Below are 24,342 nucleotides of genomic sequence, written 5' to 3'. Positions count from 1 at the left end.
GCGCTTTGCTATCCTTGGCGGTATGACGTCACGCGACTCCGCCTCCTCCGAGATCACGCCCGAGGTGCTGCTGCGCGCCTATGCCTGCGGCATCTTCCCGATGGCGGAGAGCGCCGACGATCCGACCCTGTTCTGGGTCGAGCCGGAATTGCGCGGCGTGATTCCGTTCGACGGCTTCCGTGTCGCCTCCCGCCTGGCGCGCACCGTGCGCTCCGATGCCTTCACGGTCACCGTCGATACCGCGTTCAAGGCCGTGATCGCCGGTTGCGCGGCGCCGCAGCCCGGCCGCGACGACACCTGGATCAACAGGCGCATCCGCGATCTCTATGTCGGGCTGTACGCGTCGGGCCATTGCCACAGCGTCGAGGTCTGGCAGGACGACAATCTGGTCGGCGGGCTCTACGGCGTCAGCCTCGGCCGCGCCTTCTTCGGCGAAAGCATGTTTCACACCACGCGCGACGCATCGAAGGTCGCGCTGGTGCATCTGGTGGCGCGGCTGATCGCGGGCGGGTTCGAACTGCTCGACACGCAATATGTGACGGAGCACCTGAGGACGTTCGGCGCGATCGAGATCTCGCGGCGCCGCTATCGCACGCTGCTCGACAAGGCGATCACGGGCGCGCCGGCGGATTTCCGCAGGCTCGACGCCACCCAGCCGGTCAAAGGTGCCGACGCGCTGGCAATCATCGCCGAACGCAATTGAACGGTTGATCGCGTAGCCCGGATGAAGCGAAGCGCAATCCGGGACAAGTCTGTCCGCGGAGAGAAACCCGGATTTCGCTGCGCTTCATCCGGGCTACGCCGTGCTTGCTAGTTCCCAAACAATCCGCCGAACAACCCGCCCGGCCGCTGCTGTTGTTGGGGCGGGGGAGGTGGCGGCTGCTGCTGGTATTGCGGCTGCGGCGGCGGACGCGGCGCGGCCTGCTTCGGCGGCGCGCGCTTCTGGGCCGGCGGCGGCGGAGGCGTCGGCGCCTTCGGCGGATCGGGCGCGGCGGTCACGATGGTCTGGTCCGGCCCTTTGCAGTCGGTCAGCCAGATGTCGTAGATCGGATGCTCGACGCCGTGCAGGCCGGGGCTCGCCGCGAACATCCAGCCCGAGAAGATCCGCTTCACCTCGCCCTGCAGCGTGATCTCGTCGACCTCGACAAAGGCATCGGTGTTGGCGGCTTCCGTCGATGGCCTCGTGTAACAGGCATCGGTCTTCACCCGCAGCGCGCCGAACTGCACGGTCTCGCCGATATCCTCGTCGAAATTGATGATGCGCCCGGTGATCTTGTCGAGACCGGAGAAGCTCGCCTTCTTGTTGGTGATCTTGGTCGACGGCGGCTCCTGCACGACCTCGTCGCCCGGCTGCAACGTGGCAGGCGTCTGCGGCGGGGTGCCTGGGGGCGTGCCCTTGGGACGCTGCCCCGGCGGCAGCGGGTTGGCGCCGGGCGGCGTATTGGCGACGGCGGGACCGCCGGGTTGCGGCGGCTGCACTGCGACACCGGGCTGGGTGCCCTGCGGAGCCACCGTCGAGCCCGGCGGCGGCGCCAGCGGCTGCGACTGCACGCTGCCGGGCGGCGGCACCGCCTGGCCTGGCGGCAGCGCCCGCGGCTGTGTCGGCAGCAGACGGCCGCGCGGCAATTCCGGCACTTCCTCGTCGTCGTCGCTGGGAGGAGCCGGCTGACCACGCGGGATCGAGCCGGGCGGACGCGGCGCGGGATCGGAGAAAATCGTTCCGATCTGCGCGCGCGCGGGCGGCGCAAGCGAGATGGTTGAGGCGGCAACCAGGGCCGCAAAGCCAGTCAGGGCAACGGTTCGAAGCATCTCGCGCGGCTTTAAAGGGCGAATCGGGCTCGCGACAGTCTACCTTGATATCGGCCGCTCGCAGGCCACCGGTTAACACGCCGAATACGGCGGGGAAAGGGCACCCGGCCACCTCTCCCCGGTCCACTGGGCAGCCTCTGGTCACTCCTGGGAACACGTGTGATAGTCCTCACGCTGAAGGCACGCCGCCGCGCGTGAAAACCAGGAAAATCCGGATCGAACCGGACCAGCCAGAGGAAACCCACCATGCCCGATCGCATCAGGCTCGACGGCCGGGTCGCCGTCGTCACCGGGGCTGCCGGCGTCATCGGAACCGCCTCGCTCCAGCTGCTCGCCGAACGGGGTGCGCGGATTGTCGCAGTCGACCGCAAGGGCGCCGATCTCAAAGCCGCCATCAAGGACCTGCCGGCCTCGGCCGAGGCCCTCGCAATCGAAGCCGACGTCACCGACGAGAACGAGGTCAAGGACTATGTCCGCGCCGCCGTCGACCGCTTCGGCACCATCGATGCCTTCTACAACAACGCCGGCGTCGAGGGCGACATCAGGCCGATCCCCGAATATTCGCTGGAGAGCTTTCGCCGGGTGCTCGACGTCAATGTGGTCGGCGTCTTCCTCGGCATGAAGCATGTGCTGCCGGTCATGCTGAAGCAGAACAAGGGCAGCATCATCAACACCGCCTCGATCGCCGGCCTTGTGGGATCGCCGATGATCGCGGTCTACAGCGCGAGCAAGCACGCGGTAATCGGGCTGACCAAGAGCGCGGCCTGGGAATGCACCGGCACCGGCGTGCGGGTCAATTGCGTCTGCCCCGGCATGATCGAGAGCCGGATGCTGAGCACGATCCTGCAGGGCCGCTCCGGCGGCAACGCGCCGCCGCCGATCGAGAAGATCGTCGACCGCATCCCGGCGCGCCGGCTCGGCCTCGCAAGCGAGGTCGCCTCCATTGTCGCTTTCCTTGCCTCCGACGAGGCGAGCTACGTCTCCGGCTCCGCCTACACCGTCGACGGCGGCCGCACCGCCGCCTGACACGACCGTCATTCCGGGATGGTGCGCAAGCACCAGACCCGGAATCTCGAGATTCCGGGTTCGATGCTTCGCATCGCCCCGGAATGACATCACCAAAAGAAGGTCCCCCCAATGCCCGTCGTTCTCGATCCCGATGCCGCTGCCGTCTACAAGGCGTTCCAGGAGGCCGGCCGTCCCGCCTACGAGACGCTGACCGCGCCGGAAGCGCGCGACTATTACCGAGCCGCCCGCGTCGTCTCCAATCCCGAGCCGCCCGCGCTGCAATCGAGCAAGCCGCTCGCGATCCCGGCGCCGCACGGCACGATCCCTGCCCGCATCTACACGCCGAACACGCTGCGCAAGAAAGACGGGCTCGCGCCCTGCCTGGTGTTCTTCCACGGCGGCGGCTGGGTGATCGGCGACCTCGATACCCATGAGGTGGTTTGCCAGAAGCTTGCCCATGAGGGCGAGCTGATCGTGATCTCGATCGATTATCGGCTCGCGCCCGAGCATCGTTTCCCTGCCGCGGTCGATGACGCCATCACCGCGACCCGATGGGTCGCCGCCAATGCCAGGGATCTCGGCATCGACGCCGCGCGCCTGATCGTCGGCGGCGACAGCGCCGGCGGCAACCTCGCGGCGGTGGTTGCCCTGACCGCCCGCGACGGCGGGCCGAAGCTCGCGGCCCAGCTGCTGATCTATCCCGCGACCGATTTCTCGCGGAAGCATCCCTCGCATCGCGAGCCCGAGACCAGCATCCTCCTGACGCATTCGGTGATCGGCTGGTTCGCCAACCATTATCTCGGTGACGCCGACAACAACGACTGGCGTGCCTCGCCGGCGCGCGCGAAGGACTTTGCCGGCTTGCCGCCGGCCTATGTGCTGACCGCCGGCGCCGATCCGCTCCGCGACGAAGGCGACGAGTATGCGAAATTCCTCAAGGACGCCGGCGTGCCGGTGACCTATCGGCATTTCCCCGGCCAGTTCCACGGCTTCTTCACCATGGGCAAGCTGCTCAATCAGGCCAATATCGCGGTGACCGAGATCAGCGCCTGGCTGAAGACGCTGGGCTGAGCAATCGGACCCGCGGCGACGTGGCTGGCGTCGTTCCCGATCGGGGCTCGCGAGCGCATCGCGAGCCTCTTGCGGCGTTAGTGCGCCTTGAAGTTCCCCACGCCGCGCGATAGTGCCGCCGTCAGCGCTTCACGCCGCCGGGCACTCCAGCCATCGAGATCGTCTTGCTCACGCCACTCCTCGTCTACGGTATCCCGCTCGATTTCATCCTGTTCGCGCTGACGCTGCTCGGCGTCGCGATCTTCCATCACCACACGCTCGCGGTGGCGCTGACGGGCCTTGCCGCGATCGTCGCCTACAAGCTGCTGTTCGCGGGCTTTGCGAAATTCGGCGCGGGCCTGCCCGGTCTCGCGCATCACATGGAGCATGAGTGGGTCACGCTCGCCAACCTGTTTCTGCTCCTGATGGGCTTTGCGCTGCTGTCGCGCCATTTCGAGGAGAGCCGCATTCCCGACGAGATGCCGGCGCTGCTGCCCGATGACTGGAAGGGCGGACTGATCCTGCTGGTCATCGTGTTCGTGCTGTCGGGCTTCCTCGACAATATCGCGGCCGCGCTGATCGGCGGCACCGTGGCCCGCCACGTGTTCCGTGGCCGCGTCCATATCGGCTATCTCGCGGCGATCGTCGCCGCATCGAATGCCGGCGGCGCCGGCAGCGTCGTCGGCGACACCACGACGACGATGATGTGGATCGACGGCATCAGCCCGCTCACGGTCGTGGAGGCATATGTCGCAGCCATCGTCGCGATGCTGGTGTTTGCGGTGCCGGCCTCGCTGCAACAGCACCGCTTTTCGCCGATCGTGAAGGATGCACCGTCCGGCCTCAGAATCGACTGGGCGCGGGTTGCGATCGTGGCCGTGATCCTGCTCGCCGCGCTGACGGCCAATGTGACGGCCAATCTGAAGTTCCCCGCGCTGCTCGATACGCTGCCCGTGCTCGGGCTCGCGGTCTGGGCCGCGATCCTGGTCACCTCGGTGCTGCGGCGGCCGGACTGGTCGGTGATGCCCGAGACGCTGAAGGGCACCGTCTTCCTGCTCGCGCTGGTGACGGCGGCCTCGATGATGCCGGTGGAGAAATTGCCCGCCGCATCGTGGCAGACCGCGCTCGGGCTCGGCTTCGTCTCGGCGGTGTTCGACAATATTCCCCTGACCGCGCTGGCGCTGAAGCAAGGCGGCTATGACTGGGGCTTCCTCGCCTACGCGGTCGGATTTGGCGGGTCGATGGTCTGGTTCGGCTCGTCGGCGGGCGTTGCGGTGTCCAACATGTACCCGGAAGCCAAATCGGTGGTCCGCTGGATCACCCAGGGCTGGCCGATCATGGCGGCCTATGTCGTCGGCTTCTTTGTGATGCTCACACTGCTTGGCTGGCATCCCGACGCGCCACATTGACGCAACACAATGCTGCAGCGCACAATTGCGCTTACCTCAAAACTGTGGAAAATCGAGACAATTCCGTTGACATTGCTAAACTCCATTCGCCGTAACAAGTTATGGAGAGTTCGCATGAGTGTTAGTGCAGAAGTCCTCGCCCGCGCTCCGTCGGAGCAGATGGAGGACGAAATCAACACGGTGACTTCGCATCGACCACGCAGCAACATCCGGCCCCTCTCACCGATGCCGGACTATGTCGAGCATCGCAACGGCGTCAACGAGGTGGGCAAGCTGTCGGCCGAGGCGGTCGTGCGCGAATATGAAGCGGCGGTGAAAGAGATCGAGGCCCTTGGATCGGAACTGCAATTGGCCGCGAAGAACTGCGAGGTCATGGTCGCAGGCGTTCATGACATGATCGCCGAGATCAAGGAGTTCGCTGCCGGTTACCGCGATCAGGGCAAGCGTTTCTTCCTGCAGATCGAAGCCGTCTCGTTGATGACCGCGGAGGTCAGGGATACCTGCGAAGCACTCAAGAAGAAGATCGCAACCGATACATTGGGCCAGTGATCTTTCGGTTGAAGCACGGTTCGTGATCAGAGCATCCGTGGATCTCTGCGATCGTGGGCTGATCCTGTATTGGTGAATGACTGCGCTATTCCGGCGCGGTGGAACCGTTAGTTCTATTCAAGACCAAGTCGCTCAAGACTAAGTCGTTCAACATCTTGCCCCGCTTCGGCGGGGCATTTTTTGTTGCGAGACGAGTGATCTCTGCACGGGCTGCGTCCTCGAACCGGCCGGACCTCCGTCCATGCCCTTAACGTGCGTCAGTTGCACGCCCGGTCATGTCCGTTGCCGGAGGCAAATCGGATATCGCGGACCAGCGATCGCTGAAATCCCTGGCCGGGAGCGCGTCCGTGCCGGCGACGGCAATGCCGTCGGTCCGGGGCGCGTGCGACTTGATGGTCGCGGCGGTCGCGGTGACAGCCAGCAGGGCGACAGCCACGAACCCGGTAATCGTTCGATGCTTTGTCATTAGAACCTCCTCGGGGTCCCCAATGCCCACTTAACGTGGGTCACGGGAACCCTCGCCAGGTTCATCACTGCAAAGACAACATGGATCGGGTGAAATCGGACAACGAGCTTGTCCCAACTCGCCTACCCTGCCCGCGCCGCACGCCGCAGTGATTGCGGCGGCTGGCCGAAGGCGCGGATGAAGGCGCGGCGCATCCGCTCGGGATCGCGGAAGCCGGTGATCTCGGCGACGCGCTCGATCGCCTCGCCCGACGACTGCACGCGCTGCCGCGCGACTTCGATCCTGAGCCGCTCGACCGCTTTCGATGGCGTCGTGCCGGTCTCCGCGATGAAGGCGCGGGTGAAATGCCGCGAACTCATCCCGGCCTTGTCGGCGAGGTCCTCGACCGTCAGCGGCGCATCGAGATGCTCGCGCGCCCAGGCGAGCAGCGGCCCGAACCGGCCGTTCGGCGTCTTCAATTCCAGCAGAGAGGAAAACTGCGACTGCCCGCCGCTGCGCCGATGATACAGCACGAGTTGCCGCGCGGTGTTCTGCGCGACCTCGTCGCCATAGTCCTCGGTGATCATCGCGAGCGCGAGGTCGATGCCGGCGGTGATGCCGGCCGAACTCCAGATATTGCCGTCACGCACGAAGATCTGGTCCGGCTCGAGCTTGATCTTCGGATAAGTCTTCACGAAATGCGGCGTGCGCTGCCAATGCGTGGTGGCGCGGCGGCCGTCGAGCAGGCCCGCCTCGGCCAGCACATAGGCGCCCGAGCAGACGCTGGCGACGCGAATGCCACGGCCGGCCATCCGCCGCACGAATGACAGCGTGGCTGGACAGGTCGCCGGCGTGCGCACGCCGTTGCCGCCCGCAATGATCAGCGTCGTGATCGCCGTCGATGGCTTGAGGCCGCGCGCGAGCATCTCGACACCGGACGAAGAGCGCACCGGTCCTGCCTTCACCGCAAGCGTCCTGATCGCTGGCGCGTTGTTGGCGAAGCGCGCCGCGATCTCGAAGGCCGCGATCGGCCCGGCCGCGTCGAGCAGCTGGAAGTCGGGAAAGATCAGGATGCCGATCATCGCCAAATCCTCGCAGGTGACGTTACTTTCTTGGCGATCCTCTCTCAGGAGCCTTGCGTCTCTTGGGAGCCTTGCTTCAGGAGACCTGCGTCCGAAAATGAGGGAAATACGCCATTTTGGACGAGAGGCCATCATGACATCGTGGTTCCGTCAAGCGCTATTTGGAGCCCCCGATGACCGAACCCCTGCAGATTGGATTGCTCGTCTTCCCGAAGGTGACCCAGCTCGACCTGACCGGTCCGCTGCAGGTGTTCTCCTCGGTCCCCGGCGCCAAGGTCCATTTGATCTGGAAGCGCATCGAACCCGTTCCGACTGATTCCGTCATGGTCCTGACGCCGACCACGACCTTTGCCGACTGCCCGCAGCTCGACGTGATCTGCGTGCCCGGCGGCTTCGGCACCGACGACATGGTCGGCGACGAGGAGATGCTGGCCTTCCTGCGCAAGCAGGCCGAGGGTGCGAAATACGTCACGTCGGTCTGCACGGGATCGCTGGTGCTCGGCGCGGCCGGCCTGCTCAAGGGCTTTCGCGCCACCACGCATTGGAGCTCGATCGATTTCCTGTCGGGCTTCGGGGCCATTCCGACCAGGACGCGCGTCTGCGTCGACCGCAACCGCTTCACCGGCGGCGGCGTCACCGCGGGCATCGACTTCGCGCTGACGCTGGTGTCGGAGCTCGTCGACCGCAAGACCGCGGAAGCGATCCAGCTCAGGCTCGAATACAACCCGGCCCCGCCGTTCAACGCGGGCTCGCCGGAGACCGCACCGGCCGAGATCCTCGCTTTCATGAAAGAGCGGATCGCGCCGTCGCAGGCGCGCCGCGCCGACTTGATGGGCCGTGCCGCGGCACGGCTGTCCTGACCTGATTGCCGCAAAGAAAAAGGCCGCCCGGTTTCCCGAGCGGCCCTTCCTGTCTCACGGTAGCCTCACATTTGCGGGCGATTTCAGGACGTCTGTACCGGGGGCCTATCTCCCGGCCGCATCCAACTCGGAGGCCGCTGCACATCGGGACAGTCGCGATCTGGAGCCCGATCCGACGCGATGGTTTCCCATCTCCGTAAGATGGCCCTATTGAGCCGCGAACCCGCGCCCGGCGCAAGCGGGCAGCATCGGCTGCGGCCCATCTGTCCCCGCTGTTACCGTTGTTCACAGGCGCGCGCTTGCGCTGCCGGGCGCGTGTGCGATGCACGCGCGTCGTTACGCACGTGCACGTCAGAACAACAATGCGTGAAAGTCAGCTTCCCGGCGTCCAGGCGTGATAGTCGCCGGTCGCCTTGGGGCGGCGGCCGCTCGCCAGCGTCGAGCCGGACGGGCGGTAAGCCTGCGCGGTGCCGGTCAGGTTCGGCAGATGCGGCTTCTCCCATTCGCGCGCCTGGTAGCTCTCCTCGGTCGGCGGCACATCAACCGTGTGATGCAGCCAGCCGTGCCAGCCGGCCGGAATGCGGGAGGCTTCGGCGTAGCCGTTGTAGACCACCCAGCGGCGCTCGAAATGCAGCGTCGGGTCGATCTCACCGCCCTTGGTGCGGTAATAGCGGTTGCCCTGCTCGTCCTCGCCGACCAGTTCGCCGAATCGCGAGGTCCACAATTGCGTGCCAAAGGTCTGGCCATTCCACCAGGTGAAGAATTTCAGCAGGAATTGTTTCATGCGTGGCCGGTCGTCGGTTCGATGCTATGGGCTCTGATGCCACCTCATTCCCCAAATGTCCAGCCGCCGCCAAGGTAGCCCCGCACCCCTCGGACAGCCCCCGGTTTATGCACCCAGTTGGCGACCAAATGACGCGCTCACGAGGAGTTTTGTTCAGCTGCCATACATGAGCCGCCGGCTACGCGAAGATGACCCACAATCAATGTGGAGCACGGGAACGTCCGACCACAGAGATGGTTAGACATTCACCGTTTTGATGGAGTCCAAAATGATCAATATGAAGGTTCTGAGCACCGCCGCGGCTCTGGCGCTTGCGCTGCCGTTGGCTGTGGCGCCGACCGTTTCGTTCGCCCAGTCTGCCGCACAGATGGGTGCGATGGGCGGCGGCGGTGGCCACGTTGGTGGTGGTGGTGGCGGCGGTGGTGGCTTTGGCGGCGGCGGCCGCGGAGGTGGCATGGGCGGCGGAGGCGGCGGCTGGCACGGCGGCGGTGGCGGCGGTCACTGGGCCGGTGGTGGCGGCGGCGGTTGGCGCGGCGGTGGCGGCTGGCACGGCGGGTACCATCGTGGCGGCGGGTTCTGGCCCGGCGCGGTGGCCGGTGCGGTCGTCGGCGGCGCCCTCGCCTCGGGCGCGTATTACGGCTCCGGCTATGGCTACGGCCCCGGCTATTATGACGACAGCTACGGCTATTACGATGAACCGTCTGTCGCCGTGGAGGTGCCGAGTGGCGGCGGCGCCAGCTACTGCGCGCAGCGCTACAGGTCTTACGATCCGGCCTCGGGCACCTATCTCGGCTACGACGGCCGGCGGCATCCCTGCCCGTAATGAAGGCCTGAATTCTTGATTGCAAAAGGGCGGCGCCAGCGCCGCCCTTTTTGATGTACGCAAGTCTTATGTGCGCAAGGCGACCGCGACGGCCGCGAACGTCACCACGAGCGCTGCGATATCGCTCGCGTTGAGCGGCTCGCGCAGCATCGCCGCTGCCGCGAGCACGCCGACGACGGGGACCAGCAGCGTGCCGATCGACGCGGTCGCCGCCGGCAATCGCTCGAGCGCCGCAAACCAGCAGACATAGCAAAGGCAGAACTGGATCAGCGTCATGTAGATCATCGACGCCCAGCCGAACTGCGACAGCGCGGCGAGCTGCGGCTGCTCGATCATGATGCCGATGATCGCGATCGGCACGCAGCCGATCGCAAGCTGCCAGGCCGCGAGCGACAGCGGCGGCATCGCGAGCTTGAACGATTTGGTCATCACCGTGCCGAGCCCGACACAGAGCGCGCCGGCGAGCGCGAACAGAATCCCCGGCAGCTTGCCGAGGCTTGTGTCGATGCCGCCGCCGCCGATCAGCGCCGCGATCCCGGCGAGCGCCACCGCAAGCGCAAGCGCACGCGGCAGCGACACGCGCTCGCCGAGCACCGGCCAGGCCACCAGCGCGACCCACACCGGAATCGATATCCCGAGCACAGCCGCCTCGCTGGCCCGCAGCCAGATCAGCGCGAGGCCCATGGACGCGACCCAGCCGCCGATCGACAGTGTCGACACCAAAGCAAGCCGCAACCACATGCCGTCGGGCACGCGCAGCGTCTGTCCCCGCATCAGCGCGACCAGACCGAGCGCAACCGCGCCGACCACGCCGCACAGCCCGCGCGCGGACAGCGGCGGCCACTCCGTGAGCAGGAACTTCATGATCGGGAAGTTGAGTCCCCAGCCGATCGAGGCAACGACCAGGAATGCGAGGCCAAGCGGTGACAGCGGGGCGCGGCCGGCGACGGGAACTGCAGTCATGGACCTGTCGTAAAGGGGATGGACAAATACAGGTGATGTGTCACGGCTAGCTGGAAATCTGCTTGTCAGCAAACAGCATATGCATTCTATGATACAGACTTTCCGTCCAGGTTCCGCCTTAATTGACGAACAGGCCAAGCGAGTCGCCGGCACGCGAGGCCGTTAGAAAGAGGATGCATCGTGCCGAGCGTTCTCGTGGTTGATGACGACCCGATGGTGTGCGTTGCCATCGAGGTGTGTCTGCAACGCCAGGGCTTCGAGGTCACCGTCGCCGATGGCGGCGAAGCCGGCATGCGCGCGCTGGAGCAGGCCACCTTCGATGTCATGCTGGTCGACGTCTTCATGCCGCATATGCGCGGGTTCGAGGCGATCCGCGTCTTCCACGAGCGTGCCCCCGATATTCCCGTCATCGCGATGTCCGGCTATGCCTTCGCCAATGCCGATCGCGCGCCGGACTTCCTGCGGATGACGATCGAGCTCGGCGCGTCCGCCTGCCTGCGCAAGCCGTTCACCCCGCAGGCGCTGATTGCCGCCGTTAACGAATGTCTTGCGAAGTATGCACCTTCCGCTCGTCTTTCGAAATAATTGCTCGTACTAATCGTCGATGGCTTCCCAGCGTCTCATTCTCGGCAGCGGCCTTGCGATCCTCCTCGTCATCAGCGCGGCGTCGATCGGATTGGACGTCAAGTCGCGCAGCGAGATTGATTCGGTCGACCGCACGCTCAGCATCCTGAAGCGCATTTCGGACGCGCGTCAGCTGCCGCGCAGCGTCGAGAGCGCGGCGCGCGGTTTCGCGCTGACCGGCGATGCGTCCTTTGCCGACGAGTTTCGCGAGCAGAGCGCAGCCCTCACCGCGGCCTTCGACGATCTGATGGCGGCGGTGACGTCGGCCCCCGAGGAGGCGCAGCTGATCACGGGCACCAGGGTCGAGGTCCAGCGTGCCATTGCGCTCGGCGCCGAGCTGATCAGGTTGCGCAGCGCGGGCGACACGGCCGGCGCCGCGGCGCTGGTCTCCGCGGGCGAGAGCCGCGCGCTGACCGACAAGGTCGGCGCGGCGCTCGACCGCCTGGTCACCGAAGAGCGCCGCCTGCTCCGGATTCGCACCGACCAGTCCAAGACCAATGGACGGCTGCTGCTGATGATCGATCTCGCCGGCGTGGCGATGATCCTGCTGCTCGCGATCGCGCTAACGGTGACGGCCCGGCGCGCCAGCCGCGAACTGCAGGGCGCGCTCAGCGCGACCAAGGCGACCAATCTGTCGCTCGAGGGCAAGGTCGCCGATCGCACCAAGGATCTCGGTGCCGCGCTCGAAGAGCTCCGCCGTTCCACCTCGGTGATGGAAACCACCTTCCGCACCATGGCGGAGGCGGTGCTGGTGATCGACAGCGCCGGCACCGTGCTGCTGTCGAACCCGGCCGCCGAGAAGATGCTGCGCTACAAGCCGGGCATGACGGTCCGGCAGCTGCGCGCCATGAGCAACGTGTTCCAGTCCGACGGCGTCACGCCGATGCAGGCCGACGACATGCCGTCGGCCAGGACGCTGCGCGGCGAGGAATTCGACGGGCTGGAATTCGTCGCCAAGCCGGTGCGCGGCGCGCCGGAGATTCACCTCGTGGTGTCGGGCCGGCCGCTGCGCGATGGCGACGACACCATCACCGGCGCGGCGCTGATCTATCACGACATCACCGCCTCGCGCGAAACCGAGCACAAGCTGCAGCAGGCACAGAAGCTCGACGCCATCGGCAAGCTGACCGGCGGCGTCGCGCACGACTTCAACAACATGCTGACGGTCATCACCGGCACCACTGAGACGCTGGTCGACAGCCTGCGCGCCCAGCCGCAGCTCGCGAAAACCGCCGAGCTGATCGACCGCGCCGCCGAGCGCTGCCGCGAGCTGATCCAGCATCTGCTCGCCTTCGCGCGCCGCCAGCCGCTGGAGCCGCGCACCGTCGACATCAACGGCACCGTGGTCGACATCGCCAAGCTGCTGCGGCCGACGCTCGGCGAGCAGATCGAGATCAATTCGGTGCTGGCGCCCGATGTCGCCAGCGTCCATATCGATCCGTCGCAGCTTGCCAACTCGCTGCTCAACATGGCGATCAACGCCCGCGACGCGATGCCGAACGGCGGCAAGCTGCTGTTCGAGACCAGCAACATCGTGCTCGACGACGCCTATGCGGCTGTCAATCCCGACATCACGCCGGGCCGCTACGTGCTGCTCGCGGTCAGCGACACCGGCACCGGCATGTCGCACGCGGTGCAGGACAAGGTGTTCGAGCCGTTCTTCACCACCAAGGAAGTCGGCAAGGGCTCCGGCCTCGGCATGAGCATGGTCTACGGCTTCGTCAAGCAGTCCGGCGGACATATCAAGATCTACAGCGAGGAAGGCCACGGCACCACGATCAAGCTCTATCTGCCCCCTGCCCGCGGCCAGGTCGAGGTCGAGGCGCCCCCGCCGGAGCCGGTGCGGCGCGGCAGCGAAGTCATCCTGGTGGTGGAAGACGACCAGCTGGTGCGCAACTACGTCGTCACGCAGCTAGGCGCGCTCGGCTACAAGACCATCGCCGTGCCCGACGCCCGCGCCGCGCTGGCGCTGGTCGACAAGGGCGAGAAGTTCGACCTCCTGTTCACCGACGTGATCATGCCCGGCGGCATGAACGGCCGCCAGCTCGCCGACGAGGTGCAAAAACGCCGCCCCGGCATCAAGGTGCTCTACACCTCGGGCTACACCGAGAACGCGATCGTGCATCACGGCCGCCTCGACGAAGGCGTGCTGCTGCTGGCCAAGCCCTACCGCAAGGCGCAGCTCGCCAGCATGCTGCAGCAGGCGCTCGGCGAGTGAGGTGAGCTAGACCAGCGCGATGGATAAGGTCGGGTAGCAACCACAACGGCGCTTTGCTCCCTCGCCCCGCTCTTGCGGGGAGAGGGTTGGGGTGAGGGGCCGTCTCCGCGCATTCGCTGCTAGCTGCGTCTGCGGAGACTCCCCCTCACCCGGAACGCATCTAACGATGCGTTCCGACCCCTCCCCGCAAGCGGGGCGAGGTGGAGTCCATCGCTACCTCGTCGCGAGCGCGACGCCGGCGAGCGTGAACAGCAACGCGACGATCTGGCTTGGCCCCAGCGGCTCGTGCAATGCGACCGCGGACGCCACCACGCCGATGACAGGCACCGCCATGGTGCCGATCGCCGCCACCGAGGCCGGCAGGCGGGCGAGCGCGGCGAACCAGGCGACATAGGCGACGCAGAACTGGATCAGCGTCGAGTAGACCAGCAGCCACCAGCCGACCGTCGTGATGCGGTCGAGATGTGTGGTCTCGATCAAGAGGCCGACGATCGCGATCGGCACGCAGCCGAGGCCGATCTGCCAGGCCGCGGCCGGGATCGGCGGCATCACCAGCGGGTACTTCTTGGCCAGCACGGTGCCGAGCGCAAAGCCGAAGGCGCCGCCGAGCGCCATGATGATTCCCGGCAGCTTCTCTCTGCTCGCGGTGATGCCGCTGCCGCCCATGATCGCGGCGAGGCCTGCAAAGGCCATCACCAGCGCGATGGTCCGCAGCAGCGTCGGCCGCTCGCCGAGCACCGGCCAGGCCAGCAGCGAGGCCCATACCGGCATGGTGTAGGCGATCAGCGCCGCCTCGCTCGCCGGCAGCCAGAGCAGCGCGAGCCCCATCAGCACCATCCAGCCGGTGACGTTGAGCGCCGCATACTGCGCGAGCCGCGGCCACAGCCGTTTCTCGACATGCAGGCTCTGGGCACGGATCAGCGCCAGCACCGCGAGCAGCACGGCGCCGATCACCCCGGTGGTGCCGCGCAAGGTCAGCGGCGGCAGCTCGCCGAGCAGGAACTTGGTGGACGGCCAGTTGAACCCCCAACCCACCGAGGTGATGGCGAGGAACATCAGGCCGGCGGGCGCAAGGCGCGGCCGCGCGGAGGGCTTCTGGACTGTCATGGAACCCGGCGGGGATGTGAGTCGGCCTCACCTTGCCCGCGATTTTGTCGCCCGACCATCACGGCTCTGACATGCCTGATCCGTACTTTGCCCGTAGGCCTACGTGAGTCCCCAAAATTCAATCCGGGACCGCGAATAAAAACTTCGCCTGTGAACAGCGGGGCGAAGCTCCGATCCACAGGCGATAGGAATTTTTTTGGCTTGGGAATCCCTGAGGACTCACCGATAGTTGGCCCGATCACAGGCGCGGCACCGACCCCTGTTATCCCCCTCTTTCCACCATATTTAGTGTTTGATTCAGAAACTCGTACTAGTCCTTGACGGGCGTGACGGACATGGCCTAGCTTTCAACCTGTTCGGCGCGAGTGTGTTTGGGTCCCCGCCGGTCGCTCCCACAAGGGTTCCAAAATGACCACTCCGCCAGGCCCTCGGGCCGCGGGTGAAGGGCTTTTCTGCCCTGATTTTGGGGCCGCCGTCGGGGACGACAAACGGGCCGCGAAGGACCCGGAAACAGAGGCCGCAACCGGCCCGCAAGAAGCGTACGCGTGACGTGTCGCGTGAAGCGTTTGGGGCGTTTGAATGCATGACCCGGAGCACCCGACCAGTCGGGCGCCGCGCCGGGACGATGCCGCCGCAGGACCGGTCATACCGGTGCCCAGCGGATGAGAGAAAACAGGCCGGATCCACCGGCTGAGCTGCGGATGACGGGAGGCGTGCTGACGCGTGTTCCCGGAGTCCGCGAACAGACAACATTCCGGCACCTGCGGGGAAACGTGGGGCCGGGCAGAAGAAGAGACGGGGCTCGACCATGCGAATCGAACGACGCAACACCACCAGCGGACAATCTCCCTATGCCGGGATCAATTTCCGCCTGACCACATCAGAGATCCGCAATCCGGACGGCTCGGTCGTGTTCCGCGCCGAGAACGTCGAGGTTCCGGAGTTCTGGTCGCAGGTCGCCTCCGACGTGCTGGCGCAGAAGTATTTCCGTAAAGCGGGCGTTGCCGCGCGCCTGAAGAAGGTCGAGGAAGAGACCGTGCCGTCGTGGCTGTGGCGTTCGGTGCCCGACACCGAGGCGCTTGGCCTCCTGCCGGAGAACGAGCGCATCGTCGGCGAGACCTCGGCCAAGCAGGTGTTCGATCGCCTCGCCGGCTGCTGGACCTATTGGGGCTGGAAGGGCGGCTACTTCTCCACGGAAGAAGACGCCCTCGCCTTCTTCGACGAGCTCCGCTTCCAGCTCGCAAAACAGATGGTCGCGCCGAACTCGCCGCAGTGGTTCAACACCGGGCTGCACTGGGCCTACGGCGTCGATGGCCCCGGCCAGGGCCACTATTACGTCGACTGGAAGACCGGCAAGCTGACCAAGTCGAAGTCGGCCTATGAGCATCCGCAGCCGCATGCCTGCTTCATCCAAGGCGTCGGCGACGACCTCGTCAACGAGGGCGGCATCATGGACCTCTGGGTGCGCGAGGCGCGCCTGTTCAAATATGGCTCCGGCACCGGCTCCAACTTCTCGAGCCTGCGCGGCGAAGGCGAGAAGCTGTCCGGCGGCGGCCGCTCCTCCGGCCTGATGAGCTTCCTCAAGATCGGCGACCGCGCCGCGGGCGCGATCAAGTCGGGCGGCACCACGCGCCGCGCCGCCAAGATGGTCGTGGTCGACGCCGATCACCCCGATATCGAGACCTATATCGACTGGAAGGTGAAGGAGGAGCAGAAGGTCGCCGCCCTCGTCACCGGCTCCAAGATCAACCAGAAGCACCTCAAGGCCGTGATGAAGGCCTGCGTCAACTGCGAAGGCAGCGGCGACGACTGCTTCGATCCCGAGAAGAACCCGGCGCTCCGCCGCGAGATCAAGCTCGCGCGCCGCGCACTGGTGCCCGACAACTACATCAAGCGCGTCATCCAGTTCGCCAAGCAGGGCTACAAGGATATCTCGTTCGACACCTACGACACCGATTGGGATTCCGAGGCCTACCTCACCGTCTCCGGCCAGAACTCCAACAACTCGGTGTCGCTGAAGGACGATTTTCTGCGCGCGGTGGAAACGGACGGTGACTGGAATCTGGTCGGCCGCACCACCAAGAAAGTCACAAAAACGCTGAAGGCCCGCGACCTCTGGGAGAAGATCGGTTACGCCGCCTGGGCGAGCGCCGATCCGGGCCTGCACTTCAACACCACGATGAACGACTGGCACACCTGCAAGGCGTCCGGCGACATCCGCGCGTCCAATCCGTGCTCGGAATACATGTTCCTGGACGACACGGCGTGCAACCTCGCCTCGGCCAACCTGCTGACGTTCTACAGCACCACCACCAAGCGGTTCGACATCGAGTCCTACGAGCACCTGTGCCGGCTCTGGACCATCGTGCTCGAAATCTCCGTCATGATGGCCCAGTTCCCGTCGAAGGCGATCGCCGAGCTGTCCTACGAATTCCGCACGCTCGGCCTCGGCTTCGCAAACATCGGCGGCCTGCTGATGACCATGGGCCTGCCCTATGACAGCAAGGAAGGCCGTTCGCTGTGCGGCGCGCTGACCGCTGTGATGACCGGCATCTCCTACAAGACCTCGGCCGAGATGGCGGCCGAGCTCGGCACCTTCCCGGGCTACAAGAAGAACGCCGCGCACATGCTGCGCGTGATCCGCAACCACCGCCGCGCCGCCCACGGCAACGCCGCCGGCTACGAGGCGCTCTCGGTCAACCCGGTGCCGCTCGATCACGCCTCCTGCCCGCAGGAGGACATCGTCACCCATGCCAGGCTGGCCTGGGACGACGCGCTGGCGCTCGGCGAGGTCAACGGCTATCGCAACGCCCAGACCACCGTGGTGGCGCCGACCGGCACCATCGGCCTGGTGATGGATTGCGACACCACCGGCATCGAGCCCGACTTCGCGCTGGTGAAGTTCAAGAAGCTCGCCGGCGGCGGCTACTTCAAGATCATCAACCAAGCGGTACCGTCGGCGCTGCGCGCGCTCGGCTATCGCGAGAGCGAGATCGCGGAGATCGAGGCCTACGCCGTCGGCCACGGCTCGCTGTCGAATGCGCCCGGCATCAATGCCTCGACCCTGAAGGCCAAGGGCTTCACCGATGAAGCCATTGCCAAGGTGGAAAAGGCGCTGCCGACCGCGTTCGACATCAAGTTCGCCTTCAACAAGTGGACTTTCGGCGAAGACTTCATCCGCGACCAGCTCGGCATCGGCGCGGAAGCGATCGCAGCCCCCGGCTTCGACCTGCTCCAGGCCGTCGGCTTCACCAAGCGCGAGATCGAGGCCGCCAACGTGCACATCTGCGGCGCGATGACGGTCGAAGGTGCCCCCCATTTGAAGGCCGAGCACTACCCCGTGTTCGACTGCGCCAACCCCTGCGGTAAAATTGGAAAACGCTACCTCTCGGTCGAGAGCCACATAAGGATGATGGCGGCCTCGCAGCCGTTCATCTCGGGCGCGATCTCCAAGACCATCAACATGCCGAACGACGCCACGGTGGAGGACTGCAAGTCCGCCTACCTGTTGTCGTGGAAGCTGGCGCTGAAGGCCAACGCGCTGTACCGCGACGGCTCGAAGCTGTCGCAGCCGCTGAACTCGCAGCTCATCGCCGACGACGAGGACGAGGACGATGCGGTCGAAGCGCTCTACGAGAAGCCGATGGCCGCGCGTGCCGCCCAGGTCTCGGAGAAGATCGTCGAGAAGCTGGTCGAGCGCATCGTCGTGATGCGCGAGCGCGAGAAGATGCCCGATCGCCGCAAGGGCTACACCCAGAAGGCGGTTGTCGGCGGCCACAAGGTGTACTTGCGCACCGGCGAATATGACGACGGCCGGCTCGGCGAGATCTTCATCGACATGCACAAGGAAGGCGCGGCGCTGCGCTCCTTCATCAACAACTTCGCGATCGCGGTGTCGCTCGGCCTGCAATACGGCGTGCCGCTGGAGGAATATGTCGATGCCTTCACCTTCACCCGCTTCGAGCCCGCGGGTCCGGTGCAGGGCAACGACTCCATCAAGTACGCGACCTCGATCCTCGACTATGTCTTCCGCGAGCTCGCGGTGAGCTACATGGCGCGCTTCGATCTCGCCCATGTCGATCCGAACGAGTCTGGCTTCGACGCGCTCGGCAAGGGCGTCGAGGAAGGCAAGGAGCCGGATGAGGCCCCCGCCCAGCACCAGGCCACCAAGTACCTGTCGAAGGGCCTGACCCGGTCGCGCACCGACAACCTCGTCGTCATGCGCGGCGGCTCGGCCGCGGTGAGCCCGGGCGCCGACAACGCGCCCGCCGGCAACCGCGTCACCGCGCTCGCCTCCCACGGCGCAACCTCGCGCGGCGCCTCCGACACCGTCGAGGGCGCGGTCGCCCTGAAGCAGGAAGTCAGCCACGACCTCTCGCCGACCGAGAAGCTCGAGGCGCTGAACTGGAGCAAGCCCGGCACCGCAGCCGCCGCCGCCCCGTCCAAGGCCGAGCGTCGCGCCGAGGCGAAGGCCAAGGGCTACGAAGGCGAGATGTGCTCGGAGTGCGGCAACTTCACGCTGGTGCGGAATGGGACCTGCATGAAGTGCGATACTTGCGGGTCCACGACGGGGTGTTCGTGAGAAGAGCCAGAAGACGATAGTCTTCTTCACGACCGGGCTTGGCCCGGGCATCCACGAAGGGCGGCCCGAAGGGGCCGCCCTTCTCTTTTGACCAGATAACCTTTATGAGCAACTTATACGCGTAACTACGGGGCGGTACATGCCTGTCAAGGTAAGCATCGGCGATCATCTCACTTTCTGGAAATTCGCGGCCTTCGGCTTTTTGCCAGAAGTACTACCTCCGATCTTTACGTCGGTGGGCTTCGCTAACCAGTGCCAGCTCGGGGTCGACGTTGACTTAAAAGGTCACACGTTTGATCGCATTTCCTACAGCTGCACCAAAAGAGGTTATTCAAGACGAGTGTTCAATTTGATGCACCCGATATCCGTTGCGCTAGCATCGGGCTGGCTGTCCTCGCATTGGGACAAGATAGCGGATCATTGCAACGCTTCAAAATCAACTGCGTCGCCGCTTTCCCTATCCGACGGCCAAGGAACGGACCGCGCGATCCGGACGCCCTCCTTTGAAAACGTGCAGCGTGAAGCAAAGAACCGCTCGGCGCGTGCCCGGCACATTATCAGGGCCGACATCGCCAAATTCTATCCATCAATTTATACGCACTCGATCCCATGGGCCCTTCATGGGAAGCAAGCGGCAAAGTCTAATACGGATCCAAACGATCCAAACAACTACGGGAACCAACGGCCGAAATAATTGGTTCGGCGGTCGATCGCATCGTTCTCGAACGGTCCGGGTCGCGCGCGGTCGGTTATATTCGAAATATAGATGATTTCTATATCGGATGTACCAGCTTAAACATGATCAACAGGCCCAACGACTATTGCATCGGATTCGAGATACGCGCACCTGGATGCTACGTGGAAGGCACGAACTATCTGATCGTCGAGTATGGAAGGCAACTCGCGATCGTTACCGAGGCCAACAAGGGCCTCAGCTAAAGATCCCCGTCCAATACCCATACTCCATTAGAGAAATTCAGAGCTGTCTTTCGTGGTCGTGAAAATGAAAGCAAGGCAAGCGTAGGACGAATTAGCCGAAGGCATAATCCGCCCTTTCGGTGAAAACGATCGCGGCGGGTTACGCTTCGCTGTCCCTATCCTACGCTCCGCGCTTAGATCACCTGGGCCAGACGCAGACATCCGGCACGCTTCCCAATCGCGCGAAAGTGCGGTCATATACCGTCCGGGGGCACTCGGCGTTTGGGGCGAGGGTCTCGGCTTGCGGGGGGAGAATGCGCGTGAAAGAACTCGCTGGAAAGACCGCGTTCGTGACCGGTGCAGCGTCGGGCATCGGACTGGGGATCGCGACGGCTTTGGCCCAGGCGGGGGCGAAGGTCATGCTTTGCGATATTGAGGAAGCGGCTCTGTCCGCGGCGCTCGAGCAACTGAGGCGCACCAACGTCGATGTCGACGGCGTGAAAGCGGACATCTCCCTCAAACCCGAACTCGTGGCGGCCGCCGAAGCCACGACTGCCCGCTACGGCAAGGTGCACATCCTCGTCAACAACGCGGGCGTTGGTGGCGGTGGGCCCTATGGCACCTGGACCGACGGGTCGTGGGATTGGACACTGGGCGTCAACCTGATGGCGACCGTTTGGGGAATCGAGATTTTCGGGCCGTTGATAGAGCAGCATGGCGAGGGTGGACACATCATCTCCACAGCCTCGATCGCCGGTCTTATTTCAGGGGCCAGCAACGCATACAATGTTTCGAAATACGGCGTTGTCGCGCTATCCGAGGGACTGCGGCTTGAACTCGCACCCCGCGGAATCGGCGTATCGGTGCTGTGTCCCGGGTTCATCCGCACGCAAATCGTGAACTCGAGGCGCAACCTTCCCGAGCGCTTCGAGGGGGCGGTCCGTACCTTGCCGACGTCGGGCCCGATTGCCGAGCAGATCAATCTGATCCGCCAACGCGTCTCTCAGGGCATCGATCCCAACTATGTCGGTGAGCTCGTCCGCGAAGGCATCGAAAACGACTGGCCCTATATCTTCACCGACCTCGAATTCGAGCCGATTGTCGACGCGCGCTTCGCCGCAATCAAGCAAGGCTTCGACCGGATCCGCGGGCGCACCCCGAAGCGATGAGCGCGCAGCAAGCGTAGGGCGGATGAGCCAATGGGCCGCGCGAATGCGCGCCCGATGACAGGCTCCGCGACATCCGGGACAAGCATCACAGCACGTGACCACCCGACTCCGCATATCGCTTCGCTCCTGCGGGCTACCGGCTGGCACGCTTTTCAAGAAGCAGCGTGCGGTCGGCGATGTCCCTCAATTCGAACGCCTGGGAGTCGAGGAATGCGACGGAGCCGTTGTTGGGGTCCGCGGCGAGGCGATGGGTTTCGCTGAGATGATGCTTCAGCCAGGCCCGCTGCTCCCTGAGCAATTGCGCGTGCGCCTCGCCCTTCGAGCTGGCGAGAAGGGCTTGATAGGCGGTGTTGAGCCTCGTGTCCCACTTATCGATTTCGGTCTTGCCGCAATCGAGCATCTTCGTCGACACCCCTTCGGCCTTGTCCATGCACGCATCATACTCGACGCTTTGCTGCGCGCGGACCGATAAGGTCCCGAGCACGAGCATCGCCGCAACAATGACTGGCCTCCGCGAAAGCATCACCACGTCCAAATCACCCTGCCTGCGTCTTTCGACAACCATCGCCGCACAAAGGCGTCCCTGGCAGCGCCTGGGGCCGACGGCCGACGCAGTTTACGCCGGCAGCACGATCACCTTCGTTTTGAGGGGCGTTCGCGAATAGAGGTCGATCATGTCCTGACTGAGGAGGCCGGTACAGCCGCTCGTAATACCGTTCCCGATCGTTTCGGGGGCGCTGGTGCTATAGATCGTGTAAAGCGTGTACACCCCATTTTGGTAGAGGTAGAGCACGCGCGCGCCAAGTGGATTGTCGAGACCCCCCGCCATGCCGCGAGCATATTTGCCCGCCTCCGGCTGGCGCGCGATCATCTCCTTGGGCGGCGTCCAGGTCGGCCATTCGGCTTTGCGCCCGACATAAGCCTCCCCGCTCCACCGGAACCCATCGCGGCCGACATTGGCGCCATAGCGGGTCGCGTTTCCTTCGCCTTCGATGCGGTAGACATAGTATTTGCTCGGATCGACGATGATCGTACCGGGCGCCTCATCGCTGTGGTACTTCACGGTCTTGCGGAAATATTTCGGATCGACCTTACTGACGTCGACCGCGGGGATCGGGAATTTCTCGTCGGGCACGGGTCCGTAGACCTTCTCCGCCTCGGCCAGGCTCATGTAGTCGGACGCACAACCGGCCAGGCTCAGTGCGGCGAGACCAGCAGCAGAACCGACCAGAAACGCCCGGCGGTTGAGAAGCCGCGACCGAGGCCCAGGCAGAGCGCCCTCGCCCATCGCACCAGCGTCGGCAATTCCACGGTCCATGATCATGATTTCTGATTTTCCCTTGTCCCGTTGCGCGGCCGAAGCAGACTTTGGCATACAGTAGAAGGGAAAAGAAAAGTTCTTCGTCATTGTCTGAGGTTGACCAACAGATGGTCTTGTGAATCCTTCCGAGAACAATGCGAGAACTTCGGCGGATTACGCTTCCGCCTTCGCTCAATGAGCTAAAGGTCGGCGGGTTACGCCTTCGGCTAATCCGCCCTACGCGATGGCAACAACTGATTGATCACGTTTTCATGCGATTGATCTGCGGCGCTTTGTCGGACCAAATTAGTATGGAATCACCGCCCCGCCACCCTGCCGCATTCCATGCGGAAAATGAATCGAAGGTGAAAACCCAATGAGACGCGTTGTCCAGGCTTCGCTCGGACTCCTCGCATGGAGCATTCTCCAAACCTCGCCCGCATCCGGCCAGCTCAAGGGCAACGCCGACAACATTTGTCGGAACGGATATTTCCCGCGCGAGAGCACCGACTACAGGCTGGCGAAGATCAAAGGCGCAGCCGGCGACAGGATCTATTTCCGCGGCGACGGCAACGAGCGTTGCCCCGACGACCAAGCCTGTCGTCTGAAAACTTATGTCGTTCGCAACGATGAAGTCATTGTTTCCCGGACGTCAGGCAAGTTCGCATGCAGTTGGTTTCAACCTCGCAAGGGCACTGAGACGGTCGGCTGGATCGAGATCGAAAGGCTTGCGTGGCAGGAGGACATACGACGACCGGCAGAACGGGATTGGCTCGGCGAATGGCGTGCCTACGACAACGTCATTCGCATCTCGAAATCGAAAGAGGAAGGTCAGCTGGCCATCAAGGGCGAGGCCATTTGGGGTTCGGGCAGCCGCACCCATTCCGGCGAGCTTGATTACGAAGCAAAACCTTCAGGCGATAAGATGAAATTCGGTGACGGGACGGACGAACTCGACTGTCAGGTCACGATGCAGCTCGTCGGCAAGTTACTGGTTGTCGGCGACAACCTCCATTGCGGCGGGACAAACGTCTCATTTTCAGGTGTCTACCAAAAGAGACCGACGCGATGAACATCTCGCGGCTCGTAGGGCGGATTAGCGCAGCGTAATCCGCCCTTCGTCGCGGTAACGCCGAGCGGCGGGTTACGAGGAGTCTATCATCGGACACGCGCTCCGCGCGATCCGTTGGCGAACCCACCCTATTCGTTACGTGCTTGTTCGTTTCGCTCAGGCCGCCTTCGCTGCACCTCGATCGCGAAGAGATTGGTGTGAAGCTGGCAAGATCATTGCCGCTGTCAGACCGAGATCGGCGGGACGAAATCGACCCGTTGCGGACGTAGATGGGTCGGCCATAATGTCTTCTTTTCAAGGCAATTCGGTCGGAGGCGAGATGGTCGATCCGTGGCCCGCAGATGCAAAGTTTCAGATGGGTGACTATGCCGCCAAGAAAGGGCGAGCATCATGGCGCGGTCGAATCGTTGGTTGGTATCGTACGGATTTGACCAGGCTCGGATATGCGATCGAGAGCTACTTCGAGCCCGGCTCGGTGCAGATTTACCCGGAGACGGCGATCGACGCATGGCAGCCGCCGGCCTTGGAACGTGAGTGACCGATTCTCACCCTCCTGCGACCTTCGGAACG

23 protein-coding genes are annotated in these 24,342 nt (G+C 64.5%); 15 read left to right on the top strand and 8 right to left on the bottom strand.

Translation table 11 applies throughout. From position 1 onward, the window contains the following. Positions 1-22 precede the first annotated feature (22 nt). The gene (gene aat, locus ACVW1B_RS12160) at positions 23-703 is read left to right on the top strand and encodes a leucyl/phenylalanyl-tRNA--protein transferase (protein ID WP_057019982.1); all 681 of its coding nucleotides are present in this window, start codon (positions 23-25) and stop codon (positions 701-703) included. Between the two features lie 107 nt (positions 704-810). On the opposite strand, the gene ACVW1B_RS12155 is transcribed toward aat, so the two are convergent. Beyond that, entirely contained in the window at positions 811-1,809 is a 999-nt protein-coding gene (locus ACVW1B_RS12155) for a DUF2155 domain-containing protein (RefSeq protein ID WP_253608831.1), read from the bottom strand. Between the two features lie 246 nt (positions 1,810-2,055). On the opposite strand from ACVW1B_RS12155, the gene ACVW1B_RS12150 reads away from it, so the two are divergent. From ACVW1B_RS12150 to ACVW1B_RS12135, 4 genes are all read left to right on the top strand, one after another. After that, positions 2,056-2,835 (top strand): SDR family NAD(P)-dependent oxidoreductase, encoded by a 780-nt coding sequence (locus tag ACVW1B_RS12150; RefSeq protein WP_253608832.1) that lies wholly within the window; start codon positions 2,056-2,058, stop codon positions 2,833-2,835. 111 nt (positions 2,836-2,946) lie between these two features. Next, entirely contained in the window at positions 2,947-3,888 is a 942-nt protein-coding gene (locus tag ACVW1B_RS12145; protein ID WP_253608833.1) for an alpha/beta hydrolase, read from the top strand. 164 nt (positions 3,889-4,052) lie between these two features. Continuing rightward, a complete protein-coding gene (locus ACVW1B_RS12140; RefSeq protein ID WP_456780635.1) occupies positions 4,053-5,276 on the top strand; it encodes a citrate transporter in 1,224 nt (407 codons plus the stop codon). Positions 5,277-5,285: 9 nt separating this feature from the next. Further along, positions 5,286-5,825, top strand: a complete 540-nt coding sequence (locus ACVW1B_RS12135; protein WP_246715851.1) for a hypothetical protein — start codon at positions 5,286-5,288, stop codon at positions 5,823-5,825. Positions 5,826-6,072: 247 nt separating this feature from the next. Here ACVW1B_RS12135 and ACVW1B_RS12130 read toward each other — a convergent pair whose 3' ends face one another. Next, positions 6,073-6,291 (bottom strand): hypothetical protein, encoded by a 219-nt coding sequence (locus tag ACVW1B_RS12130; protein WP_456780636.1) that lies wholly within the window; start codon positions 6,289-6,291, stop codon positions 6,073-6,075. A gap of 122 nt (positions 6,292-6,413) precedes the next feature. Continuing rightward, the gene (locus tag ACVW1B_RS12125) at positions 6,414-7,352 is read right to left on the bottom strand and encodes a GlxA family transcriptional regulator (protein WP_310879417.1); all 939 of its coding nucleotides are present in this window, start codon (positions 7,350-7,352) and stop codon (positions 6,414-6,416) included. Positions 7,353-7,525: 173 nt separating this feature from the next. Between ACVW1B_RS12125 and ACVW1B_RS12120 the strand changes: the two genes are divergently transcribed. Continuing rightward, on the top strand, positions 7,526-8,212 hold the full coding sequence (locus tag ACVW1B_RS12120; protein WP_456792173.1) for a DJ-1/PfpI family protein: 687 nt from the start codon (positions 7,526-7,528) through the stop codon (positions 8,210-8,212). Between the two features lie 373 nt (positions 8,213-8,585). Here the strand turns inward: ACVW1B_RS12120 and ACVW1B_RS12115 are convergent, their stop codons facing one another. Further along, positions 8,586-8,996 (bottom strand): NADH:ubiquinone oxidoreductase subunit NDUFA12, encoded by a 411-nt coding sequence (locus tag ACVW1B_RS12115; RefSeq protein ID WP_057019975.1) that lies wholly within the window; start codon positions 8,994-8,996, stop codon positions 8,586-8,588. A gap of 268 nt (positions 8,997-9,264) precedes the next feature. Between ACVW1B_RS12115 and ACVW1B_RS12110 the strand changes: the two genes are divergently transcribed. Further along, on the top strand, positions 9,265-9,819 hold the full coding sequence (locus ACVW1B_RS12110) for a BA14K family protein (RefSeq protein WP_456821627.1): 555 nt from the start codon (positions 9,265-9,267) through the stop codon (positions 9,817-9,819). 66 nt (positions 9,820-9,885) lie between these two features. Here ACVW1B_RS12110 and ACVW1B_RS12105 read toward each other — a convergent pair whose 3' ends face one another. Next, positions 9,886-10,782 carry a DMT family transporter gene (locus ACVW1B_RS12105; protein WP_253608837.1) on the bottom strand — a complete coding sequence of 299 codons (897 nt, stop codon included), beginning with the start codon at positions 10,780-10,782 and terminating at the stop codon, positions 9,886-9,888. Positions 10,783-10,962: 180 nt separating this feature from the next. Between ACVW1B_RS12105 and ACVW1B_RS12100 the strand changes: the two genes are divergently transcribed. Beyond that, positions 10,963-11,367 carry a response regulator gene (locus tag ACVW1B_RS12100; RefSeq protein WP_026192708.1) on the top strand — a complete coding sequence of 135 codons (405 nt, stop codon included), beginning with the start codon at positions 10,963-10,965 and terminating at the stop codon, positions 11,365-11,367. A gap of 19 nt (positions 11,368-11,386) precedes the next feature. After that, positions 11,387-13,624 (top strand): CHASE3 domain-containing protein, encoded by a 2,238-nt coding sequence (locus ACVW1B_RS12095; RefSeq protein WP_253608838.1) that lies wholly within the window; start codon positions 11,387-11,389, stop codon positions 13,622-13,624. Positions 13,625-13,837: 213 nt separating this feature from the next. Here ACVW1B_RS12095 and ACVW1B_RS12090 read toward each other — a convergent pair whose 3' ends face one another. Then, entirely contained in the window at positions 13,838-14,731 is an 894-nt protein-coding gene (locus ACVW1B_RS12090; RefSeq protein ID WP_456821626.1) for a DMT family transporter, read from the bottom strand. Positions 14,732-15,539: 808 nt separating this feature from the next. On the opposite strand from ACVW1B_RS12090, the gene ACVW1B_RS12085 reads away from it, so the two are divergent. From ACVW1B_RS12085 to ACVW1B_RS12070, 4 genes are all read left to right on the top strand, one after another. Then, positions 15,540-19,313, top strand: coding sequence for a vitamin B12-dependent ribonucleotide reductase (locus tag ACVW1B_RS12085; protein ID WP_456792170.1), 3,774 nt, complete (start codon positions 15,540-15,542; stop codon positions 19,311-19,313). A gap of 139 nt (positions 19,314-19,452) precedes the next feature. Continuing rightward, on the top strand, positions 19,453-20,007 hold the full coding sequence (locus tag ACVW1B_RS12080; protein ID WP_456821625.1) for a hypothetical protein: 555 nt from the start codon (positions 19,453-19,455) through the stop codon (positions 20,005-20,007). Positions 20,008-20,111: 104 nt separating this feature from the next. Next, on the top strand, positions 20,112-20,252 hold the full coding sequence (locus ACVW1B_RS12075) for a hypothetical protein (protein ID WP_456821624.1): 141 nt from the start codon (positions 20,112-20,114) through the stop codon (positions 20,250-20,252). Positions 20,253-20,551: 299 nt separating this feature from the next. Beyond that, a complete protein-coding gene (locus ACVW1B_RS12070) occupies positions 20,552-21,400 on the top strand; it encodes an SDR family NAD(P)-dependent oxidoreductase (protein ID WP_253641398.1) in 849 nt (282 codons plus the stop codon). Positions 21,401-21,533: 133 nt separating this feature from the next. On the opposite strand, the gene ACVW1B_RS12065 is transcribed toward ACVW1B_RS12070, so the two are convergent. After that, the gene (locus ACVW1B_RS12065) at positions 21,534-21,923 is read right to left on the bottom strand and encodes a lysozyme inhibitor LprI family protein (RefSeq protein WP_309145202.1); all 390 of its coding nucleotides are present in this window, start codon (positions 21,921-21,923) and stop codon (positions 21,534-21,536) included. Between the two features lie 93 nt (positions 21,924-22,016). Beyond that, a complete protein-coding gene (locus ACVW1B_RS12060) occupies positions 22,017-22,724 on the bottom strand; it encodes a L,D-transpeptidase (RefSeq protein WP_168859022.1) in 708 nt (235 codons plus the stop codon). Positions 22,725-23,076: 352 nt separating this feature from the next. On the opposite strand from ACVW1B_RS12060, the gene ACVW1B_RS12055 reads away from it, so the two are divergent. Together ACVW1B_RS12055 and ACVW1B_RS12050 are read left to right on the top strand one after the other, a co-directional pair. Then, entirely contained in the window at positions 23,077-23,772 is a 696-nt protein-coding gene (locus tag ACVW1B_RS12055) for a hypothetical protein (RefSeq protein ID WP_253608844.1), read from the top strand. A gap of 283 nt (positions 23,773-24,055) precedes the next feature. Next, positions 24,056-24,310: a hypothetical protein gene (locus tag ACVW1B_RS12050; RefSeq protein WP_063790162.1), complete on the top strand. Its 255-nt coding sequence runs from the start codon at positions 24,056-24,058 to the stop codon at positions 24,308-24,310. Positions 24,311-24,342: the final 32 nt, after the last annotated feature.

This window comes from Bradyrhizobium sp. USDA 4502 (assembly GCF_054063355.1).
This window is presented reverse-complemented; position numbering and strand designations above follow the sequence as displayed.

What these genes read in the sequence shown, in the direction of transcription:
- aat (WP_057019982.1), top strand. Translation starts at nt 23, where the DNA reads ATGACGTCACGCGACTCCGCCTCCTCCGAGATCACGCCCGAGGTGCTG.
- ACVW1B_RS12155 (WP_253608831.1), bottom strand. Translation starts at nt 1,809, where the DNA reads ATGCTTCGAACCGTTGCCCTGACTGGCTTTGCGGCCCTGGTTGCCGCC.
- ACVW1B_RS12150 (WP_253608832.1), top strand. Translation starts at nt 2,056, where the DNA reads ATGCCCGATCGCATCAGGCTCGACGGCCGGGTCGCCGTCGTCACCGGG.
- ACVW1B_RS12145 (WP_253608833.1), top strand. Translation starts at nt 2,947, where the DNA reads ATGCCCGTCGTTCTCGATCCCGATGCCGCTGCCGTCTACAAGGCGTTC.
- ACVW1B_RS12135 (WP_246715851.1), top strand. Translation starts at nt 5,286, where the DNA reads ATGCTGCAGCGCACAATTGCGCTTACCTCAAAACTGTGGAAAATCGAG.
- ACVW1B_RS12130 (WP_456780636.1), bottom strand. Translation starts at nt 6,291, where the DNA reads ATGACAAAGCATCGAACGATTACCGGGTTCGTGGCTGTCGCCCTGCTG.
- ACVW1B_RS12125 (WP_310879417.1), bottom strand. Translation starts at nt 7,352, where the DNA reads ATGATCGGCATCCTGATCTTTCCCGACTTCCAGCTGCTCGACGCGGCC.
- ACVW1B_RS12120 (WP_456792173.1), top strand. Translation starts at nt 7,526, where the DNA reads ATGACCGAACCCCTGCAGATTGGATTGCTCGTCTTCCCGAAGGTGACC.
- ACVW1B_RS12115 (WP_057019975.1), bottom strand. Translation starts at nt 8,996, where the DNA reads ATGAAACAATTCCTGCTGAAATTCTTCACCTGGTGGAATGGCCAGACC.
- ACVW1B_RS12110 (WP_456821627.1), top strand. Translation starts at nt 9,265, where the DNA reads ATGATCAATATGAAGGTTCTGAGCACCGCCGCGGCTCTGGCGCTTGCG.
- ACVW1B_RS12105 (WP_253608837.1), bottom strand. Translation starts at nt 10,782, where the DNA reads ATGACTGCAGTTCCCGTCGCCGGCCGCGCCCCGCTGTCACCGCTTGGC.
- ACVW1B_RS12095 (WP_253608838.1), top strand. Translation starts at nt 11,387, where the DNA reads ATGGCTTCCCAGCGTCTCATTCTCGGCAGCGGCCTTGCGATCCTCCTC.
- ACVW1B_RS12090 (WP_456821626.1), bottom strand. Translation starts at nt 14,731, where the DNA reads ATGACAGTCCAGAAGCCCTCCGCGCGGCCGCGCCTTGCGCCCGCCGGC.
- ACVW1B_RS12085 (WP_456792170.1), top strand. Translation starts at nt 15,540, where the DNA reads ATGCGAATCGAACGACGCAACACCACCAGCGGACAATCTCCCTATGCC.
- ACVW1B_RS12080 (WP_456821625.1), top strand. Translation starts at nt 19,453, where the DNA reads ATGCCTGTCAAGGTAAGCATCGGCGATCATCTCACTTTCTGGAAATTC.
- ACVW1B_RS12075 (WP_456821624.1), top strand. Translation starts at nt 20,112, where the DNA reads ATGATCAACAGGCCCAACGACTATTGCATCGGATTCGAGATACGCGCA.
- ACVW1B_RS12065 (WP_309145202.1), bottom strand. Translation starts at nt 21,923, where the DNA reads ATGCTTTCGCGGAGGCCAGTCATTGTTGCGGCGATGCTCGTGCTCGGG.
- ACVW1B_RS12060 (WP_168859022.1), bottom strand. Translation starts at nt 22,724, where the DNA reads ATGATCATGGACCGTGGAATTGCCGACGCTGGTGCGATGGGCGAGGGC.
- ACVW1B_RS12055 (WP_253608844.1), top strand. Translation starts at nt 23,077, where the DNA reads ATGAGACGCGTTGTCCAGGCTTCGCTCGGACTCCTCGCATGGAGCATT.
- ACVW1B_RS12050 (WP_063790162.1), top strand. Translation starts at nt 24,056, where the DNA reads ATGTCTTCTTTTCAAGGCAATTCGGTCGGAGGCGAGATGGTCGATCCG.